Source organism: Sphaerimonospora cavernae (genome assembly GCF_042435035.1).
GTDB classification, from domain to species: Bacteria; Actinomycetota; Actinomycetes; order Streptosporangiales; family Streptosporangiaceae; genus Sphaerimonospora; species Sphaerimonospora cavernae.
Genome location: NZ_JBHMQT010000036.1, coordinates 16,330 through 34,869, shown reverse-complemented (window position 1 = coordinate 34,869; position 18,540 = coordinate 16,330). Strand labels below are relative to the sequence as shown.

At 70.1% G+C, this 18,540-nt stretch carries 18 protein-coding genes and 2 pseudogenes; 17 read left to right on the top strand and 3 right to left on the bottom strand.

What is annotated here, in order from left to right; genetic code table 11:
• Nucleotides 1–341: 341 nt before the first annotated feature.
• Nucleotides 342–419: pseudogene (locus ACFHYQ_RS16540) on the bottom strand (hypothetical protein); the annotation flags it as partial.
• 4 nt (nt 420–423) lie between these two features.
• A complete protein-coding gene (locus ACFHYQ_RS16535) occupies nt 424–702 on the bottom strand; it encodes a hypothetical protein (protein ID WP_394302041.1) in 279 nt (92 codons plus the stop codon).
• Between the two features lie 210 nt (nt 703–912).
• On the opposite strand from ACFHYQ_RS16535, the gene ACFHYQ_RS16530 reads away from it, so the two are divergent.
• Together ACFHYQ_RS16530 and ACFHYQ_RS16525 are read left to right on the top strand one after the other, a co-directional pair.
• Entirely contained in the window at nt 913–1,212 is a 300-nt protein-coding gene (locus ACFHYQ_RS16530; protein WP_394302040.1) for a hypothetical protein, read from the top strand.
• 9 nt (nt 1,213–1,221) lie between these two features.
• Nucleotides 1,222–2,526 carry an IS200/IS605 family accessory protein TnpB-related protein gene (locus tag ACFHYQ_RS16525; protein ID WP_394302039.1) on the top strand — a complete coding sequence of 435 codons (1,305 nt, stop codon included), beginning with the start codon at nt 1,222–1,224 and terminating at the stop codon, nt 2,524–2,526.
• A gap of 7 nt (nt 2,527–2,533) precedes the next feature.
• Here ACFHYQ_RS16525 and ACFHYQ_RS16520 read toward each other — a convergent pair whose 3' ends face one another.
• Nucleotides 2,534–3,433 carry a peptidylprolyl isomerase gene (locus ACFHYQ_RS16520; RefSeq protein WP_394302038.1) on the bottom strand — a complete coding sequence of 300 codons (900 nt, stop codon included), beginning with the start codon at nt 3,431–3,433 and terminating at the stop codon, nt 2,534–2,536.
• 353 nt (nt 3,434–3,786) lie between these two features.
• On the opposite strand from ACFHYQ_RS16520, the gene ACFHYQ_RS16515 reads away from it, so the two are divergent.
• From ACFHYQ_RS16515 to ACFHYQ_RS16445, 15 genes and pseudogenes are all read left to right on the top strand, one after another.
• Entirely contained in the window at nt 3,787–5,106 is a 1,320-nt protein-coding gene (locus tag ACFHYQ_RS16515) for a replication-associated recombination protein A (protein ID WP_394302037.1), read from the top strand.
• Nucleotides 5,107–5,208: 102 nt separating this feature from the next.
• Complete coding sequence (locus ACFHYQ_RS16510) at nt 5,209–5,622, top strand: DUF948 domain-containing protein (protein WP_394302036.1); 414 nt, start codon at nt 5,209–5,211, stop codon at nt 5,620–5,622.
• Entirely contained in the window at nt 5,619–5,918 is a 300-nt protein-coding gene (locus ACFHYQ_RS16505) for a hypothetical protein (protein WP_394302035.1), read from the top strand. The genes ACFHYQ_RS16510 and ACFHYQ_RS16505 overlap by 4 nt, the downstream gene beginning before the upstream one ends.
• A 1-nt stretch (nt 5,919) precedes the next feature.
• Nucleotides 5,920–8,592: an alanine--tRNA ligase gene (gene alaS, locus ACFHYQ_RS16500; RefSeq protein WP_394302034.1), complete on the top strand. Its 2,673-nt coding sequence runs from the start codon at nt 5,920–5,922 to the stop codon at nt 8,590–8,592.
• 13 nt (nt 8,593–8,605) lie between these two features.
• Nucleotides 8,606–9,118 (top strand): Holliday junction resolvase RuvX, encoded by a 513-nt coding sequence (ruvX, locus tag ACFHYQ_RS16495; protein ID WP_394302033.1) that lies wholly within the window; start codon nt 8,606–8,608, stop codon nt 9,116–9,118.
• On the top strand, nt 9,115–10,149 hold the full coding sequence (gene mltG, locus ACFHYQ_RS16490; RefSeq protein ID WP_394302032.1) for an endolytic transglycosylase MltG: 1,035 nt from the start codon (nt 9,115–9,117) through the stop codon (nt 10,147–10,149). Before ruvX ends, mltG (ACFHYQ_RS16490) begins: the two co-directional genes overlap by 4 nt.
• Before the next feature lie 110 nt (nt 10,150–10,259).
• Nucleotides 10,260–11,399 carry an endolytic transglycosylase MltG gene (mltG, locus tag ACFHYQ_RS16485; protein WP_394302031.1) on the top strand — a complete coding sequence of 380 codons (1,140 nt, stop codon included), beginning with the start codon at nt 10,260–10,262 and terminating at the stop codon, nt 11,397–11,399.
• Complete coding sequence (locus ACFHYQ_RS16480; protein WP_394302030.1) at nt 11,396–12,283, top strand: shikimate dehydrogenase; 888 nt, start codon at nt 11,396–11,398, stop codon at nt 12,281–12,283. Before mltG (ACFHYQ_RS16485) ends, ACFHYQ_RS16480 begins: the two co-directional genes overlap by 4 nt.
• A gap of 281 nt (nt 12,284–12,564) precedes the next feature.
• On the top strand, nt 12,565–13,191 hold the full coding sequence (gene infC, locus ACFHYQ_RS16475; protein ID WP_394302145.1) for a translation initiation factor IF-3: 627 nt from the start codon (nt 12,565–12,567) through the stop codon (nt 13,189–13,191).
• 159 nt (nt 13,192–13,350) lie between these two features.
• Nucleotides 13,351–13,545, top strand: coding sequence for a 50S ribosomal protein L35 (rpmI, locus tag ACFHYQ_RS16470; protein WP_204016490.1), 195 nt, complete (start codon nt 13,351–13,353; stop codon nt 13,543–13,545).
• 22 nt (nt 13,546–13,567) lie between these two features.
• Entirely contained in the window at nt 13,568–13,948 is a 381-nt protein-coding gene (rplT, locus tag ACFHYQ_RS16465; RefSeq protein WP_055481924.1) for a 50S ribosomal protein L20, read from the top strand.
• Nucleotides 13,949–14,031: 83 nt separating this feature from the next.
• Entirely contained in the window at nt 14,032–14,865 is an 834-nt protein-coding gene (locus ACFHYQ_RS16460; RefSeq protein ID WP_394302029.1) for a TrmH family RNA methyltransferase, read from the top strand.
• A gap of 152 nt (nt 14,866–15,017) precedes the next feature.
• A complete protein-coding gene (locus tag ACFHYQ_RS16455) occupies nt 15,018–16,046 on the top strand; it encodes a sensor histidine kinase (protein WP_394302144.1) in 1,029 nt (342 codons plus the stop codon).
• Between the two features lie 77 nt (nt 16,047–16,123).
• On the top strand, nt 16,124–17,224 hold the full coding sequence (gene pheS, locus ACFHYQ_RS16450; RefSeq protein ID WP_394302028.1) for a phenylalanine--tRNA ligase subunit alpha: 1,101 nt from the start codon (nt 16,124–16,126) through the stop codon (nt 17,222–17,224).
• A pseudogene (locus ACFHYQ_RS16445) lies at nt 17,224–18,534 on the top strand (phenylalanine--tRNA ligase subunit beta); the annotation flags it as partial. The gene pheS and the pseudogene ACFHYQ_RS16445, both read left to right, overlap by 1 nt.
• Nucleotides 18,535–18,540 lie beyond the last annotated feature (6 nt).

The window sequence follows — 18,540 nt, the reverse complement described above, 5'->3', positions numbered from 1 at the left end:
ACTGGCCGGGATCTACCAGGGAGAACATCGTTCGTGATCTTGCAGTTCGGATACGACTGCAAGATCACGAACGATGGAAGCCCTGGTCGGATGGGCCGCAACGCGCCTAAAACGGTCCGGCCGATCACGCCGAGCAGGTCGACCGGGCCGGTTGGAAAGATCCGGGTAGCGGTGGTCACCGTGTCGCCGGCGATATGGAGCAGGACGGTGAAGCTGATCCGATCCATGTCCAGGCCCGGTGTCATGATTACGGCGTCGGCAGCGGCGCGGATCAGCGCCTGGTAGGCCGTCAACAGGGCGTAGACCTCCTGCTCGATCCCGGGTGCGGTGCGCGAGCGCAGGACGCGGCCGTCCAGCATGGTCGCTTTGATCGAGTAGTAGGTGGTCTCGCACTGCCGGCGCTCGTGGTAGAGATTCACCAGTTCACGTGCGGGGTGGCGGACGTGGTCGAGCAGGCTGGTGATCAGTCGCCAGGTCTCGTGGCAGACGGTGCGTGATGAGCGTGCGCCGGCGGGCCGAGGAGCGCACCAGGAACTGTGCCCCGGTGGAGGCCAGGCCGCTCAGGAATTCCGCGGCGTCGAAGGCGGCATCGGCCAGTACCGGCATCGTGCGATCCAGTGTCGGCAGCAGCCGGCGCGCATAGGTGAGCTCGCCTTCGGTGTCGGGGTCGAACGCGGCGGCCAGTAGTGCTTGAGGGTACATGTACGCGTACGGCGCATGTTACTGTGCGCAACGTGAATGTTACGGAATGGGTGCGAGTGCAGGGGGCTGGTCTCCGCACGGCGTACCGCTGGTTCCGTGACAGCACTCCGCCGGTGCCCGCTGTGCGGGTCGGGCGCCGCACGATCCCGGCCGGCGCCACGCCGGAAGTCGTGATTGGTGTCACCCCTACGGTGCTGGAGGCCGCTGGGCATGGCTGAGCTGCGCCGGATCGATGCGCCGTTCGTCGTCCCAGGCCCGGCAGGGGTGGCCGTACGCGACCGGCTCAAACACCTCACCGTCCGCGACGAGATGGTGTTGCGGCTGGTGGGAGGTCATCTGGGGTCGCTGGCGGGCACAGATCTCAAGGCCCGCTGCGCGGCCGGTCTCGGTCACGACGGCGAGCGGTGGGCGGCGCGCAAACGTGCGCTGACCGGGCCGTCGTCCTCGCGCTGGGCCGGATCGATCACCAAGGCCACCCATGACCAGTGGGCACTGGCCCGGCGCGGCTAGGCCGCGCACATGCGCGACCTCGAAGCCGGTGTCCGTATGATCGCGCACCGGTTGTCCCTGCCGATCGGGCAGAAGGGGACGGGGAAGGACCCCGGCGGGTACCGCTCCCGGGCCGAATGGCATGCCAAGACCCGCCGCCTGCACGCACTCACGGACCGGTTGGAGCGGGTGCGGGCCGACCAGGCGGCCGGGGTGGTGCACGTGGTACGCGGGGGCAAGCGCCTGGCCCGGGCCCGGCACAATCTCGACGCCGCCAAGTTGACCCAGGAGGAGTGGCGGGAGCGGTGGGAGGCCGAGCGGTGGTTCCTGCACGCGGATGGAGAGTCGGGTAAGCGGTACGGGAACGAGACGATCCGCGTCACATCCGAGGGCCAGGTGTCGATCAAGCTGCCGGCTGCGCTGGCGGGCCTGGCGAACGCGCCGCACGGCCGGTACGTCCTCACGGCACGGGTACGGTTCGCGCACCGGGGCGAGCAGTGGGCCGACCGGGTGGCGGCCAACCGGGCGGTGGCCTACCGCATCCACTTTGATGTGACACGCTCGCGGTGGTACCTGACCGCTTCCTGGCAGCACGCCCCCGCCTCGGCACTCCCGCTGCAGGCGGCGCTGGCCGAGGGGGTGATCAGGGTGGACACCAACGCCGATCATCTGGCCGCCTGGCACCTGGACCGGCACGGCAACCCCATCGGAGCACCCCGCCGCTTCGGCTATGACCTGTCGGGGAGTGCGGAGCATCGGGACGCGCAGGTCCGGCACGCCCTCACCCGCTTGCTGAGCTGGGCGGGCGCCTGCGGGGTGCGGGCGATCGCGATCGAGGATCTGGACTTCACCGCCGACAAGACCCGGGAGAAGCACGGCCGCCGCAAGCGGTTCCGGCAGTTGATCTCCGGGATGCCGACCGGCAGGCTTCGCGGCCGCCTGGCCGCGATGGCCGATGCCACCGGCATCGCGGTCATCGCCGTCGATCCGGCCTACACCTCGAAATGGGGGGCCCAGCACTGGCAACAGCCCCTCACCTCAGCCAAGCGGAAGATCAGTCGCCATGAGGCCGCGGCCGTGGCGATCGGACGACGCGCCCAGGGGCATCCGATCCGGCGACGGGCGGCACCGCCCCGCGACGACCAGAGCGATCGTCGCGGGCATCGGACCGTCCGGGCCCGACCGGACGCCCCCGGGCGTGAGGGACCCCGCCCCCGCGGCCCCGGACCGGGCACACGATGCCCCGGGACCGGCCGCGGAGCGAACGCGGGCGACCAGCGTGCCCACCACCGTTCGGAGCACGCGGCTGTGAATGTCACTCATACACAGTCTTGAGGAACGGTCAGGAGACCGTCAGGTCCTTGATCAGTACGCGGGTCTTGGGGGCGTTGGAGCCGCCGTCCTCGTTGGTGATGTCGCCGCCGTCGGGGAAGACGATGACACCGCCCTTGGCCACCTTGTCGATGATGTCGAGCCCCTTGCTCACCACTCCGAAGACGGTGTAGTCAGCGGGAAGCTGGCCGTTCTCATCGGTGTAGGAGAACACGAACTGGCTGCCGTTGGCGTTGACCGCGTCCGGCGACTGGGCCAGGAAGACGGTGCCGCGGGCGAGGGGAACTCCGATGTTCTCGTCGTCGAACAGGTAGCCCGGACCGCCCGTGCCGTCGGTCGGGTTCTTGCCGTCGCCCTTGGCCTGGGGGTCGCCGCACTGCAGCAGGCCGAGGCCGTTGGACTCCATCGTGGTGAGGCGGTGGCAGACGGTGTTGTCGAAGAAGTTCTTCTCGGCCAGGAACGCGAAGGAGTTCAGCGCGCAGGGCGTCGCCTCGGCGGACACGTCGATCACGATGTCGCCGAGGTTCGTCCTGAGCGTCATCTGGGTCGCCTTGATCACCGATCGGGTGAGCCGCTTCGGCGGATAGCCGACGATCTTCGCCGGGCTGCCGGTGTCGTCCTTTCGGTACTGGCAGCTGATCTGCCGAAGGTCGGTGGGGCGCGCACTGGGCGTGACTTCCGGCAACTCGGTCTCGGTGACCGAGGGTCCGGCCGACGGCGCGGCGCTCGGGCTCTCCCCGCCCGCCGCCTTGTCGCTCGTGCCGCCGCACGCGACCAGGCCGCCGACGAGCGCGAGTACGCTGAGGCCGACGCCGACACCCAGGCCGACACGCGAGGGGCCGACACGGGGGGTGGTGGTACGCCTGGCCGTGCGCGAAGCCGGCTGCTTCTGCCGATCAGTGTCGGTCACCGCTTTGCCTTTCCTTTTACCTTCTATGACGATTTCGGATCGTCACTCTAGTCGTGATCGCGTTCGCTTCGTGTAAAGCGGGGGCATCGTGGGTATTACTACTCTTTTGCAGTAAACTGCCCCTCCCTTCCCTCTGATCTTCCGGCGAACCGTCCGCCGCGCCGCGGCGTAATCAAGGCGGAAACCCGTCCCGAGCACTCGCTCGAGTCCCACCAGGAGCAGTGAAGTTGTTCCTGTCGTCGCCGTCTCGGCCGCCTCCGTCGTGCTCGCCCTGGCCTTCGGCTAAATCGTCGTACGGCTCGGGCACAGCGGAGCGACGGCGGTCTGGGGTGGGTGACGGTAGTGTCGGCGATGTGGAGAGCCTGTTCGATTCGGCGGCCGAGGAGGCCCACCGCGGTCAGGAACCGTTGGCGGTGCGGATGCGTCCGCGCGGCCTGGACGAGGTGATCGGGCAGCGGCACCTGCTGGGCCGCGGCACCCCGCTGCGGCGGCTCGTCGAGAGCGACGCGCCGATGTCGCTGTTCCTGTGGGGGCCTCCGGGGACCGGAAAGACGACCCTCGCCTACGTGGTCTCGGGCGTCACGAAGCGGAGGTTCGTGGAGATCTCCGCGGTGTCGGCGGGCGTGAAGGACGTGCGCGCCGCGATCGACCAGGCCCGCCGCGAGCTGGGCATGACCGGCAGGCAGACCGTGCTGTTCGTCGACGAGGTTCACAGGTTCAACAAGGCGCAGCAGGACGCGCTGCTGCCCGCCGTGGAGAACCGCTGGGTCACGTTCATCGGCGCGACCACCGAGAATCCGTACTTCTCGGTGATCTCCCCGTTGCTGTCCCGCTCGCTGCTGCTCACGCTCGAGTCGCTGACCGAAGACGACATCCGGACCGTCCTGGAGCGCGCGGTCGCCGACCCGCGTGGCCTCGGCGGGCGGGTCACCCTGCGGCCCGACGCGCTCGACCAGCTGGTACGGCTCGCCGGAGGCGACGCCCGCCGCTCGCTCACCTATCTGGAGGCCGCCGCGCTGCTGGTGGACGGCGGCGCGGGCGAGGTCACCGTCGACATCGTGGAGCGGGCGGTCGACAAGGCGGCCGTACGCTACGACCGCCAGGGCGATCAGCACTACGACGTGGTCAGCGCGTTCATCAAGAGCATGCGCGGCTCCGACGCCGATGCCGCGCTGCACTACCTGGCCCGGATGGTGGAGGCGGGGGAGGATCCGCGGTTCATCGCCCGCCGGATCGTGATCTTCGCGTCCGAGGACGTGGGCATGGCCGACCCCACCTGTCTGCAGACCGCGGTCGCCGCCGCACAGGCCGTGGACTTCATCGGGCTCCCGGAGGGGCGGATCAACCTCGCGCACGCGGTGATCCACTGCGCGCTCGCGCCCAAGTCCAACGCCGTCGTGAACGCCATCGGCGCCGCCTGCGACGACGTACGGCGCGGCAGGATCGGATCGGTGCCAGCCCACCTGCGCGACGCGCACTATCCCGGCGCGAAGAAGCTGGGACACGGGAAGGGCTACCAGTACCCGCATGACTTCGAGCACGGTCTGGTCAGGCAGGACTACGCCCCCGAGGAGCTGCGGGAGCGCCGCTACTACGAGCCGACCGCCCATGGGGCGGAGGCGCGCTACGGCGAGCGCTGGGCGAAGATCAGGGCTTTCCTCCGCGGCGAGTGAAAAACCCGCCAAGTGTGTGGCGAGGATCGGCGGGCAGAGCGTTCGCGGTAGGGTCTGGTGCCCTGACCGATCAAGCGACACGACCTAGGGAGATCGGCACATATGAGCGCGGGAGAGCTGGCGGGCATGCTCGTCGCCGTCTTCTGGGCGATTCTGGTCTGCTTCCTGGCCGTCGTGCTGGTGAAGCTGACCAGACTGCTGAACGAGACGACCAAATCGGTGGCCGAGCTGAGCGAGCGCCTGGCACCGCTGCTCGACGACATGGGCCGGACGGTCTCCGAGGCCAACCGCAGGCTGGTGGAGACCGAGGCCATCACCGACAACGCGCGCACCGTCAGCGGCGATCTGGTGAGGATAACCGGCGTCGCGTCCGCGCTGTTCGCCACACCGCTGATCAAGATCTCCGCGCTCGGGCACGGCCTGCGCGCCGCTGTCGCGGCGCGACGCGGGGGCCCGGTGTCCGTACCGGCTCCCCGGCGGGGCGACCGGTCACCGGCCCGGAGGGGGCGCGGGTGATCCGGCGCCTCTTCTACATGGCGCTGGGAGCGTGCCTGGCGGTCTGGGTCATGCGTAAGCTTCAGTCATTGCGGCCCGAGCACGTCGCCCGGCGCGCGGCCGGCCGCGCGGTGACCCTCGCCGACCAGCTCAGGGAGTTCGCCGGGGAGGTACGGCGGCACGCGGCGAGCAGGGAAAGCGAGTTGCGGGCCGAACTCGGGCTCGGCAGTGTTAACCGAATCAGCAGTGTTGACAGAAGCGGCGCCGTCGACGAGATCGGCGCCCACGGAAACGACGACGCAAAGGATGGCCGCTGAAATGGAGTCGGCAGAGATCGCCCGCCGCTTCCTGCGCTTCTTCGAGGAGCGCGGGCACACCATCGTGCCCTCGGCCAGCCTGGTCGCCGAGGACCCGACGCTGCTCCTGGTCAACGCGGGCATGGTCCCGTTCAAGCCCTACTTCCTGGCGCAGCAGAAGCCGCCCTATCCGCGGGCGGCCAGCGTGCAGAAGGTCGTGCGCACGCTCGACATCGACGAGGTCGGCAAGACGACCCGGCACGCCAGCTTCTTCCAGATGCTGGGCAATTTCTCCTTCGGCGACTACTTCAAGGAGCAGGCGATTCCGTTCGCCTGGGAGTTGCTCACCCGGCCGGAGTCCGAGGGCGGTTTCGGTTTCGCCGAGGACCGGCTCTGGGCGACCGTCTACCTGGACGACGACGAGGCCGTGGACATCTGGCACGGGAAGGTGGGCCTGCCGCTCGAGCGCATCCAGCGGCGCGGCCTCGCCGACAACTACTGGCACATGGGCGTGCCGGGTCCCGGCGGGCCGTGCTCGGAGATCTACTACGACCGCGGCCCCGAGTACGGCCGTGAGGGCGGTCCGATCGCCGACGAGAACCGCTACCTCGAGGTGTGGAACCTCGTCTTCATGCAGGAGCAGCTGGCCACCGTCCGCAACAAGGTCGACTTCGACATCAGCGGCGAGTTGCCGGCCAAGAACATCGACACCGGCATGGGCCTGGAGCGCATGGCGGCGATCCTGCAGGGCGTCGACAACATCTACGAGATCGACACGACGTACAAGATCCTCGACCGTGCCGCCCAGCTGACCAGGTCCCGCTACGGCAGGGACAATCGCGGCGACGTGTCGCTGCGGGTCGTGGCCGACCACATGCGCGCCGGTGTGATGCTCGTGGGCGACGGCGTGCTGCCGTCCAACGAGGGCCGTGGTTACGTGCTGCGCCGCATGCTCCGCCGGGCGATCCGCAACCTCCGCCTGCTCGGCGCGGGCGAGGAGCGGTACATGCACGAGTTGACCGCGGTGACCATCGACGCCCTGGGTGAGCAGTACCCCGATCTCAAGGCGGACGCGGCGAACATCCACACGGTCATCGACGCGGAGGAGGCGTCCTTCCTCGGCACGCTCCGCACCGGTACCGCGATCTTCGACGCGGCCGTGGAGGAGACCAAGCGGAAGGGCAGGGCCGTCCTGGGCGGCGACCAGGCATTCCAACTGCACGACACGTACGGCTTCCCGATCGACCTCACGCTCGAGATGGCGGCCGAGCAGGGCCTGCAGGTCGAGGAGGAGGGCTTCCGCCGGCTCATGCAGGAGCAGCGGGACCGGGCCAAGGCCGACGCGGCGGCGAAGAAGACCGGCAACGCCGACATTTCGGTCTTCACGAGCATTCTGGAGAAGTCCGGCAGGGTCGACTTCCTGGGCTACGACCACATCGTGGCCGAGGCCGGCGTCGTCGGCCTGCTCGTCGACGGCCTCGCCGTACCGGCCGTGGGCGCCGGCGTGACACTTGAGGTCGTCCTCGACCGCACGCCGTTCTACGCGGAGGGCGGCGGCCAGCTCTCCGACCAGGGTGTCATCCGCACCGAAGGCGCCGAGATCGAGATCAACGACGTCCAGTCGCCGGTCGCCGGCCTGATCGTGCACCGCGGCAAGGTACGCGCCGGCGAGGTTCGCGTCGGCGACCAGGCGCACGCCGAGATCGACCTGGAGCGGCGCCGTGCGATCTCCCGCAGCCACACCGCGACCCACCTCGTCCACCGCGGCTTCCGCAACGCGCTCGGTGAGTCGGCGGCGCAGGCGGGCTCGGAGAACTCGCCCGGCCGCTTCCGTTTCGACTTCACCGCGGCCGGGGCCGTCCCGCCCAGCATGCTGCGCGACGTCGAGGACGAGGTCAACGCGATCCTGATCAACGACCTCAAGGTCAACGCCTTCTACACCAGCCAGGCGCAGGCCCGCGCGATGGGCGCGCTCGCGCTGTTCGGCGAGAAGTACGGAGACGAGGTCCGCGTCGTCGAGGTCGGCGACTACTCCCGTGAGCTGTGCGGCGGCACCCACGTCGCGAGCTCCGGTCAACTCGGCCTGGTCAAGGTGCTCGGCGAGGCGTCGATCGGCGCGGGCGTGCGCCGGGTCGAGGCGCTGGTCGGCCTCGACGCGTTCCGGTTCCTCGCCCGCGAGAGTGTGCTGGTCGCCCAGCTCAGCGAGCAGCTCAAGACCCGCCGCGAGGAGCTGCCCGAGCGGATCGAGGGCATCGTCACCCGCCTGCGCACCGCGGAGAAGGAGCTCGAGCGGCTGCGGTCGGCGCAGGTGCTCGCCGCCGCCGGCGAACTGGCCGCCGGTGCCCGCGACATCCACGGGGTCTCCGTGGTGGCGCACCGCGCGCCTGATGGCACCTCCCCGGACGACCTGCGTAAACTCGCCCTCGATGTGCGCGGCCGTTTCCCGGGCGACCGCGCCGCGGTCATCGTAGTGGTCGGCATCCCCTCTGACCGGCCGGTCGTCGTGGCCGCGGTCAACGAGGCGGGACGCGAGCGCGGCCTGAAGGCCGGTCGGCTCGTCGGCGTCGCCGCCAGGACACTTGGGGGTGGCGGTGGCGGTAAGGACGACGTGGCGCAGGGCGGCGGAACCCGTCCGGAGGCGGTCGGCGACGCGCTTCGCGCGGTCGAGGAGGCCATCTCCTCGTCCCTCGGCTGACGGTGGTCGTGTCATGAGGCATGGCGCGCGGATCGGCGTCGACGTGGGCACGGTCCGGATCGGGGTGGCCCGCAGCGATCCCTCCGGCCTGCTGGCGACGCCCGTGGAGACCGTACGGCGCGGCCGGGGAGACCTGGACAGGATCGCGGAGATCGTGGCCGAGCACGAGGCGATCGAGGTCATCGTCGGCCTGCCGACCTCGCTGTCCGGACGGGAGAGCCACGCCGCCGCGGCCGCGCGGGAGTTCGCGGCCCGGCTCGCCGCGCGACTCGCCGCGGCCATCGGCCGGGCCTCGGTCCGCTTGGTCGACGAACGGCTGACCACGGTCGCGGCCCAGCGGGGACTGCGCTCCAGCGGCGTGCGGTCGCGCGACCAGCGCGGCGTGATCGACCAGGCCGCGGCCGTCATCTTGCTGCAGGCCGCGCTCGATGGTGAACGCGCCACCGGCAGACCGCCGGGCCGGAGGCTCGAGGACGACTCGGGCATCGATCCCGGCGAGGAAGCGAGCGGCGGGACCGGCGCGTGAGGCGCGGACCGGTCATCGTGGCCGGAGGCGTCGCCCTGGTCACGGTGGCCGCCGTGTTCGGCGTGCGTTCCGTCCTGCGTCCCGCCCCCGATGTCGAGGACTTCGTGGGCGCCGGCTCCGGCGCGGTGATTGTGGAGATCGTCCCCGGCCAGAGCGCGGGGGAGATCGGCGAGACCCTGCGGCGGGCGGGCGTGGTGGCCAGCACCCAGTCGTTCGTGCAGGTGGTCGTGGCGCGGTCCAAGGAGGGCAGTCTGCAGCCCGGCCGCTACCGCATGCGCCGGGGGATGGCGGCCGCCTCGGCGCTCGATCTCCTGCTCGCCCCGACTTCACGCGTGATGCGCACGGTGACCGTGCCCGAGGGGCTGCGCCTGTCCGAGGTGCTCGCCACGCTCTCGGCCAAGTCGGACATCCCGCTGAAGGATTTCACCAAGGCCGTCGCCCGGCCGGACGGCCTGCGGCTGCCCGCGTACGCCCGGGGCGTGGTCGAGGGATTTCTCTTCCCGGCGACCTACGAGATCACGCCGGGCACGACCGCTCAGGGGCTGCTCGCCGCGATGGTCGACCGGTTCCGGCAGGCCGCCCGCGACGTCCGGCTGGAGCGGCTGGCCCCCCGGCACAACCTGACGCCGCTGCAGGCTGTGACCTTGGCCAGCATCGTGCAGGCCGAGGGCGGCCGGGTCTCCGACTACCCCAAGATCGCGCAGGTCGTGTACAACAGGCTGCGGCGGGGCGCGAAGCTGGAGATGGACAGCACGGTCAACTACGCGTTGCGCCGGCACACGCTGAAGGTCTCCGTGCAGGATACCAAGGTGGACTCGCCGTACAACACCTACGCCCGCCCGGGGTTGCCGCCGGCGCCGATCGGCAATCCGGGGGAGAGCGCCCTGCGGGCCGCCCTCCAACCGGCCAAGGGCGACTGGTACTGGTTCGTTACAACCGACCCACGACGGAAAATCACCAAATTTACTGACAAAGAGACGGAGTTCCGGAAATATCGGGAGGAGCTGAACAGGTATCTCGGGGCGAACTAGCGCTAGTTGGTCCCAGAGGAGGACGGCCCCGACCCCCGGTTCGGTCCATCCGCTTGACGCGGGACCGTCCGGACCGGGAGATTGGCCAGCGCACTATGAATGATCTGGACATGGACTTCTTGCTAGGCGCCGAGGACGACGAGGCGCCGTCCCGCCGTCGGGCCCCCGGCAGCCGGACCCAGCAGCGCCGCAGTCGCCGGCGGCGCAAGCGGCAGCGCCGCAAGGGCTACGTCGCGACCCTGTTCGCCCTTGTGATCATCGTCGGCGTCCTGGGCGGTGCCGGATACTACGGCTTCAACTGGGTCGGCGATGTGATGATCCCGAAGGACTACACCGGCGAGGGGACCGGGGAGGTCGTCGTCGAGATCGACGAGGGGGCCACCGCCTCCGACATCGCCCAGACGCTGGAGGACGAGGGCGTGGTCGCCAGTGCCAGGGCGTTCGTCAACGCCGTCGGCGCGGCGGGCAAGAGCTCCTCACTCCAGCCGGGGCAGTACGCGATGCGCAAGGGCATGTCGGCCGCCGCCGCCCTCACCCTGCTGGACCCGAAGAACCGGGTGCTCAACAGGCTGACGATCCGCGAGGGTCTGCGCCTCAGCAAGATCTTCACCGAACTGTCCACGGCCACGGGCAGGCCCGTCTCTGAGTTCCGCAAGGCCGCCAAGGAGGACCTCGGCCTTCCCTCGTACGCCAAGGGCAGGCTCGAAGGGTACGCGTTCCCCGCGACCTACGAGATCAGTCCGAAGCAGACGCCGAAGCAGATCCTGGCCAAGATGGTCGAGCGGTTCACCCAGACCGCCGAGCGCCTCGACCTCGACGTACAGGCCAAGCAACTGGGCTTCACCCCTCGCCAGATCATGATCATCGCCAGCATCGTGCAGGCCGAGTCCGGCAGCGCGCAGGACATGCCGAAGGTGGCACGGGTCATCTACAACCGGCTCGGACACAACCCGCAGATGACGCTCTCCATGGACAGCACGGTCATGTACGGCCTGGGCAAGTACGGCATCGCCGCCACGCACGCCGACCTGGAGAGCACCTCGCGGTACAACACGTACAAGTACCTCGGTCTGCCACCCGGTCCGATCAGCAATCCGGGCGAGCACGCCATCGAGGCGGCGCTGAAGCCGGCCGACGGCAACTGGCTGTTCTTCGTGACCGTGGACCCCAAGCGGGGCATCACGAAGTTCACCGACAGCGACACCGAGCACCAGAGGTTCGTCGAAGAGCTCAACAGGAACACCCGATGACCGCGATCGCCCGGCGGGCCGCCGTGCTCGGCTCGCCCATCGCGCACTCGCTGTCCCCGGTCCTGCACCGGGCGGCCTACGCCGGGCTGGGCCTGCGTGACTGGCGCTACGACGCGATCGAGTGTGACGAGGACGGCCTGGCCGGGCTGCTCGCCACGATGGGACAGGAATGGGCCGGCCTGTCGCTCACGATGCCGCTCAAGCGCGCCGTGCTGCCCCTTCTCGACACGGTCTCCGATCTGGCCGAGGCGGTCGGCGGCGCCAACACCGTGGTTTTCAGGGACGGCGGCTTCGGGGACGGCGGCGCGCGGCATGGCGAGAACACCGACGTGTACGGCATCGTGGCGGCGCTCAACGAGGCGGGGGTGTCCGCGCCGGCGGGGGCGACGATCCTGGGCGGCGGGGCGACCGCGGCCTCGGCGATCGCGGCCCTGCGCGAGTTGGGGCTGACCGAGGTCGCCCTCCTGGTACGCGACCCCGCCCGTGCCGGGGAGACCCTCCGGGTGGCCGAGCGGCTCGGGGTGGCGGTGACCGTGAGTGGATTCGACCGGTTCGGCGGCGATCGGGCCGGCCGGACCCGCGTGGGGGAGTTGGTGATCTCCACGCTGCCTTCCGGGGCGGCCGACCGCCTCGCCCGGGACGTGGCCGCGGCGCTGCCGCACAAGGGCGCGCTGTTCGACGTCGTGTACTCGCCGTGGCCGACACCGTTGGCGGCAGCCGTACGGGACCGGGGACTGACCGTGGTGGGCGGCTTCCCGATGCTGCTGTACCAGGCGGTCAGGCAGGTGGAGCTGATGACGGGCCGGGACGACGTCCCGGTCGAGGCGATGCGCGTCGCCGGCGAGGCCGAGATCGCGCGTCGGATCGCGCGTCGGGCCGGGTGAACCGCCGTCGCGGGGAGCGGCGGGAGGAATGCTCCGTGCGGTCTCGGCGTTGTGCTATTGTGAGTCATCGATCGGTCCGGCGCGCCGCCGGACGCGCAAGCGGAGGTCCTCCTCCCACCTGATCCACCGAAAGGTGGACGGGTCAAGGATCACACCGGAGCACTCGGCTTTGCCGGGAGTTGCGGCAAAGAGCTCGGCTCAGTGACCCCGCATGCGTGACGTGCGGGGTTTTTGTGTTTCCCGCACGGTCGAGCAGTTAGCGGAAGTCTTTTGGAGGTCCCATCAGCACCGAGCCCCGCATCAACGACCGCATTCGTGTGCCCGAGGTCCGCCTCGTCGGCCCGAACGGCGAGCAGGTCGGCATCGTCTCCATCGGTGACGCCCTGAAGCTGGCGCAGGAGAGCGACCTCGATCTCGTGGAGGTCGCGGCGACGGCCCGGCCGCCCGTCTGCAAGCTCATGGACTACGGCAAGTTCAAGTACGAGTCGGCCATGAAGGCGCGAGAGGCCCGCCGCAACCAGGCGCACACGATCATAAAGGAGATCAAGCTCCGGCCGAAGATCGATCCGCACGACTACGAGACCAAGAAGGGTCACGTCGTGCGCTTCCTGAAGGCGGGAGACAAGGTCAAGGTCACGATCATGTTCCGGGGCCGCGAGCAGTCCCGTCCGGAGCTGGGGTTCCGGCTGCTCCAGCGGCTCGCCGAGGACGTCATGGAGCTGGGCTTCGTGGAGTCGCAGCCCAAGCAGGACGGCCGAAACATGATCATGGTGATCGGGCCGCACAAGAAGAAGGCCGAGGCGAAGGCCGAGAAGGCGGCGGCCAAGGCACAGCACGGAGCGGATCCGACGACGGAGGATTCCGCCGCCGCCCAGGAACAGCCCGCGCAGGCCGCGCAACCCGAGTGACGGCGCGTCCGGCCGTGTGAGCCGGGTCCGAGCACTCGGAAACAGACGACATATTGGATGAGCCAGGGCTGACTAGGTCCCGGCGTGGTAGATCACGCCGTCGGCCCGGAGGGTCGAGTCCGGACCGGTGGCACGGATAAGTAGGGAGAGACGGCTGACATGCCGAAGATGAAGACGCACAGCGGTGCGAAGAAGCGGTTCCGGCTGACCGGTACCGGCAAGGTCATGCGCCGCCGTGCCAACCGGCAGCACCTTTTCGAGCACAAGCCGTCCACCCGCACGCGCCGTCTCGACGGTGTGGTCGTCATGTCGGACGCCGACACCAAGAAGATCAAGAAGCTGCTCGCCAAGTAACGACCCGGGGAGATAGAACGAAATGGCACGCGTGAAGCGGGCGCTCAACGCCAAGAAGAAGCGCCGGGTCGTCCTCGAGCGGGCGAGCGGTTACCGGGGGCAGCGGTCGAGGCTGTACCGCAAGGCCAAGGAGCAGATGCTCCACTCGATGACCTATGCGTATCGTGACCGCAAGGACAAGAAGGGTGCGTTCCGCCGTCTGTGGATCCAGCGGATCAACGCGGCCGCGCGCCTCAACGGCATGACCTACAACCGGTTCATCCAGGGCCTGCGCCTCGCCGGCATCGAGGTGGACCGCAAGATCCTGGCCGACCTCGCGGTGAACGACGCGCAGACCTTCGCCACGCTGGTCGAGTCCGCCAAGAAGGCGCTCCCGGCCGACGTGAACGCACCGGTCGCCTGAACCGGCCACCTGAACTCGAGGGCTCACCGTCGTCCGGTGGGCCCTCGGTCACGTTGAGGGGAAACGAGGGATCCGAGGTGGTCATGGCGGAGATCACGAATATCAGGTCGCCGCGGGCCAAGGCCGCGCGCAGACTGGTCAAGCGAGCCTTTCGCGACCGAGACCGGGCGTTCCTCGCCGAGGGGCCGCAGGCGGTCCGCGAGGCATTGGCGGTCGAGGGCGCGACGGTCGAACTGTTCGCGACCGCCGAGGCATGGACGCGGCATGCCGACATCGTGGGCGCCGCCGCGGCGGCGGGTGTCCCGGTCCATCGGGCCAGCGGCGAGGTCATGGCCGAGCTGACCCAGACCGTCACCCCGCAGGGCATCGTCGCCGTGTGCCGGTTCGTCCACATCCCGCTCACTGAGGCGGTGCCGTCCGGCGCCCGGCTCGTGGCCGTGCTCGCCCACGTCCGCGACCCCGGCAATGCGGGCACGGTCCTGCGTACGGCGGACGCCGCGGGAGCGGACGCCGTGGTGTTCAGCGGTGCATCGGTCGATCCCTACAACGGCAAGTGCGTCCGGGCCAGTGCGGGGAGCCTGTTCCACCTCCCGGTCGCGACCGGCGTCCCGGTGGCCGAGGCCGTACGGCAGGTGCGCGAGGCGGGGCTGCGGGTGCTCGCCGCCGACGGCGCGGGCACCCGGACGCTCGACGATGCCGACCTGACCCGGCCGACGGCGTGGGTGTTCGGGAACGAGGCATGGGGGCTGCCGGCCGAGCTGCTCGATCTCGCGGACGAGGTGGTGCGGGTGCCCATTTACGGCCGGGCCGAAAGCCTCAATCTCGCCACCGCGGCGGGCGTGTGCCTCTACGCTTCCGCGCGAGTTCAACGGCAGACATTACACGCTGTAGAAGAACCCACTACCCGGCGCGGTTGACCCTGCCGACATTCCCAGGAAACCCGCTATTGTCGGCGGTCAGGACCCAGGCGGAAGTCCCAGGCGGAAGTCGAGGAGGCGCTCTCGTGCGATGTGACGACACCCCAGGCGGCACCCGGAATCGGGCCGACCACGGGAGTGTGCACATCGATATGGACGAGCTTCCCGACGGGCTGGTCGTCGTCGACGTCGACGGCGTCGTGCTCGGCGTGAACCGGGCCGCGGAGCGGCTGACCGGGGTGATGCGCGAGGAGGCGACCGGCCGGCACATCAGCGACACCCTCCCGTTACGTGACGCGGACGGCCGTGACTGGTGGAAGTGCCTGGACCCGCATGGCGGGCTGGCCACCCGCAGCCGTCAGCCGGAGCGCCCGCTGCATCTGCCGGGCCGCCCGGAGTTCCTGGTCGTCACGCGCCTCGTCCGCAGTCCCGAGCGCGGCGGCCCGGTCGTCCGGATCGTGCTCACGCTCAGGGACGCCTCGGCCAGGGCCCGTCTCGAGCGCAGCCGGGCCGACCTCGTGTCCACCGTCGCCCACGAGCTCAGATCGCCGCTGACCAGCGTCAAGGGGTTCACCGCCACGCTGCTCGGGAAGTGGGAGCGCTTCTCCGACGCGCAGAAGCTCGTCATGCTGGAGACGGTCAACGCCGACGCCGACCGGGTCACCCGGTTGATCACCGAGCTTCTCGACGTGTCCAGGATCGAGTCCGGCCGGCTGCAGATCCACCGCCAGATCGTGGACATCCCGGCGCGTGCCCGCCGGATCATCGCCGGCCGCGTGGCGGCGGGGGAGCGGGAGGAGCGCTTCCGCCTGGATGTCCGCGGCGAGCTGCCCGAGACCTGGCTCGACCAGGACAAGATCGACCAAATCCTCGGCAACCTGGTGGAAAACGGGCTGCGGCACGGACGCGGTACGGTGACCATAGTGGTGGAGCCGGTCGAGTGGGGAGTGGCGGTGTCGGTACGCGACCAGGGTGAGGGCGTGGCGCCCGAGCTGGTCGGCCGTGTCTTCCGCCAGTTCTGGCGCGGCAACGGGCGTCGCCGGGGAGGCACCGGGCTCGGCCTGTTCATCGTCAAGGGCCTTGTGGAGGCCCATGGCGGCACGATCAGCGTGCAGCGCGCGCCCGGCGGCGGCGCCGAGTTCCGATTTATCTTGCCCGCCGGCGCCCCCGACTTCGGGTGACGGCCCGGTGGGCTGATCGGACTAAACTGACTCCGCCGAGCGCCCGCCGCTCGCCGCCCTGGATACGGAGCTTTCTCTTGTCGAACACCTATGACCCGGTCGAGGTGACGCCGTTGCACGCGGACGAGGTCGCGCGGGCGCAGGACGATGCGCTCGCCGCCATCGCCACGGCGAAAGACCTCGACGAACTCAAGCAGGCCCGGCTCGCGCACGTCGGGGACAGAGCGCCCATCGCGCTCGCCAACCGCGAGATCGGCGCGCTACCGCCCGCGGCTCGGGCCGAGGCGGGCAAGCGGATCGGCGCCGCCCGCAAGGTCATCGGTGAGGCGCTGGCCGCCCGCCAGGCCGAGCTGGAGGCCGAGCGCGACGCCCGCGTCCTCATCGAGGAGACCGTCGACGTCACGCTGCCCTGGGACCGCGGGCCCCGCGGCGCCCGGCACCCGCTCACCACGCTGCAGGAGCACGTCGCCGACGCGTTCGTCGCGATGGGCTACGAGGTCGCGGAGGGCCCCGAGCTCGAGGGCGAGTGGTTCAACTTCGACGCGCTGAACATCGCGCCCGACCACCCGGCCCGCTCCGACCACGACACGTTCTTCGTGGAGAGCACCGAGTCGGGCAAGGTGCTGCGCACCCAGACCTCGCCGGTGCAGATCCGCGCGCTGTTGTCGCGTCCGCTGCCGGTCTACGTGGTCTCGCCGGGCAAGACCTTCCGCACCGACGAGCTCGACGCCACGCACACGCCGGTCTTCCACCAGGTGGAGGGCCTGGCGGTGGACAAGGGGCTGACGATGGCCCACCTGAAGGGCACGCTCGACAGGTTCGCCGAGGTGATGTTCGGCACGGGCATCGACACCCGGTTCCGGCCGAACTACTTCCCCTTCACCGAGCCGTCGGCCGAGCTCGACCTGCGTTGCTTCGTCTGCCGCGGCGCTTCGGCGGCGCCCGGCAACCCGCCGTGCCGTACGTGCAAGGGCGAGGGCTGGATCGAGTGGGGCGGCTGCGGCATGGTCAACCCGCGTGTGCTGCTCGCCTGCGGGGTCGACCCGTCCGTCTACTCCGGGTTCGCCTTCGGCATGGGCATCGAGCGCACGCTGATGTTCCGGCACAACGCCGGGGACATGCGCGACATGGTCGAGGGCGACATCCGGTTCACCCTGCCGTTCGGGATGGAGGTCTGATGAGGGTCCCGCTCTCCTGGCTGCGGGAGTACGTCGATCTTCCCGCGGTCACCGCCCACGAGGTGGCGGACAAGCTCACCGCCGCCGGTCTCAAGCTGGAGGCCATCACCTCGTACGGCCACGAGATCAAGAACGTGGTCGTCGGCCGGGTCCTCGAGATCGAGGAGCTGACCGGGTTCAAGAAGCCCATCCGGCACTGCAAGGTCGAGGTCGGGGAGGCCGCGCCGCGTGAGATCGTGTGCGGCGCGACCAACTTCTCCGAGGGCGCGGTCGTGCCGGTCGCGCTGCCCGGCGCCGTCCTGCCCGGCGGGTTCGAGATCGGCTCCCGCAAGACCTACGGGCGGATGTCGGACGGCATGATCTGCTCGGAGGCCGAGCTCGGCATCGCCGATTCCTCTCCGGGAATTCTGCTGCTGCCGCAGGACACCCCGATCGGGGCCGACGTGGTCGAGCTGCTCGGCCTGCGCGACGACGTGCTGGAGCTGGAGGTCACCCCCGATCGGGGGTACGCGCTGTCGATCCGCGGCGTGGCCCGCGAGGCGGCCATCGCGTTCGGCGTGCCGTTCCGCGATCCCGCCCAGATCGAGGTGCCCGCCGCCGACGGCGAGTCGTGGCCGGCGTCGATCGCCGACCCCACCGCCTGCGACCGGTTCGTGTTGCGCGCCGTCACCGGGTTCGACCCCGCCGCCGAGAGCCCGCTGTGGATGCGGGCGCGACTGGCGCGCGCCGGCATGCGGCCGGTCTCGCTCGCCGTCGACGTGACGAACTACGTGATGCTGGAACTCGGCCAGCCGCTGCACGCCTTCGACCGTTCCCGCCTGACAGGCGAGATCGTCGTACGGCGCGCCCGGCCGGGGGAGAGTCTGGAGACGCTCGACCATGTGGTGCGTGAGCTCCACGAGGAAGACATCCTGATCACCGATGACTCCGGGCCGATCTCGATGGCCGGCACGATGGGCGGCCTGCACACCGAGATCTCCGACGTCTCCACCGACATCGTGATCGAGGCCGCGCACTTCTCCGCGACCGGCATCGCCAGGGAGTCGCGCCGGCACAACCTGGTGAGCGAGGCCTCCAAGCGGTTCGAACGCGGCGTCGACCGCGAACTGCCGCTGGCCGCCTCCTGGCGTGCCGTACGACTCCTCGTCGAGCTGGGCGGGGCCACCGTCGAGCCCGGGGTGACCCACGCCCGGGTCGAGCCCTCCCCGGTACGGATCACGATCCCGGTCGGCCACCCCGGCCGCGTCGCCGGTTTGCCGTACTCGCGAGAGACCGTGATCCGCAGGCTGGAGCAGATCGGCTGCGCTGTGGCCGAA

Coding starts and splice junctions, on each gene's coding strand:
- ACFHYQ_RS16535 (WP_394302041.1), bottom strand. CDS start 702: ATGTACCCTCAAGCACTACTGGCCGCCGCGTTCGACCCCGACACCGAA.
- ACFHYQ_RS16530 (WP_394302040.1), top strand. CDS start 913: ATGGCTGAGCTGCGCCGGATCGATGCGCCGTTCGTCGTCCCAGGCCCG.
- ACFHYQ_RS16525 (WP_394302039.1), top strand. CDS start 1,222: ATGCGCGACCTCGAAGCCGGTGTCCGTATGATCGCGCACCGGTTGTCC.
- ACFHYQ_RS16510 (WP_394302036.1), top strand. CDS start 5,209: ATGAGCGCGGGAGAGCTGGCGGGCATGCTCGTCGCCGTCTTCTGGGCG.
- alaS (WP_394302034.1), top strand. CDS start 5,920: ATGGAGTCGGCAGAGATCGCCCGCCGCTTCCTGCGCTTCTTCGAGGAG.
- ruvX (WP_394302033.1), top strand. CDS start 8,606: ATGAGGCATGGCGCGCGGATCGGCGTCGACGTGGGCACGGTCCGGATC.
- mltG (WP_394302031.1), top strand. CDS start 10,260: ATGGACTTCTTGCTAGGCGCCGAGGACGACGAGGCGCCGTCCCGCCGT.
- ACFHYQ_RS16480 (WP_394302030.1), top strand. CDS start 11,396: ATGACCGCGATCGCCCGGCGGGCCGCCGTGCTCGGCTCGCCCATCGCG.
- rpmI (WP_204016490.1), top strand. CDS start 13,351: ATGCCGAAGATGAAGACGCACAGCGGTGCGAAGAAGCGGTTCCGGCTG.
- rplT (WP_055481924.1), top strand. CDS start 13,568: ATGGCACGCGTGAAGCGGGCGCTCAACGCCAAGAAGAAGCGCCGGGTC.
- ACFHYQ_RS16460 (WP_394302029.1), top strand. CDS start 14,032: ATGGCGGAGATCACGAATATCAGGTCGCCGCGGGCCAAGGCCGCGCGC.
- ACFHYQ_RS16455 (WP_394302144.1), top strand. CDS start 15,018: ATGGACGAGCTTCCCGACGGGCTGGTCGTCGTCGACGTCGACGGCGTC.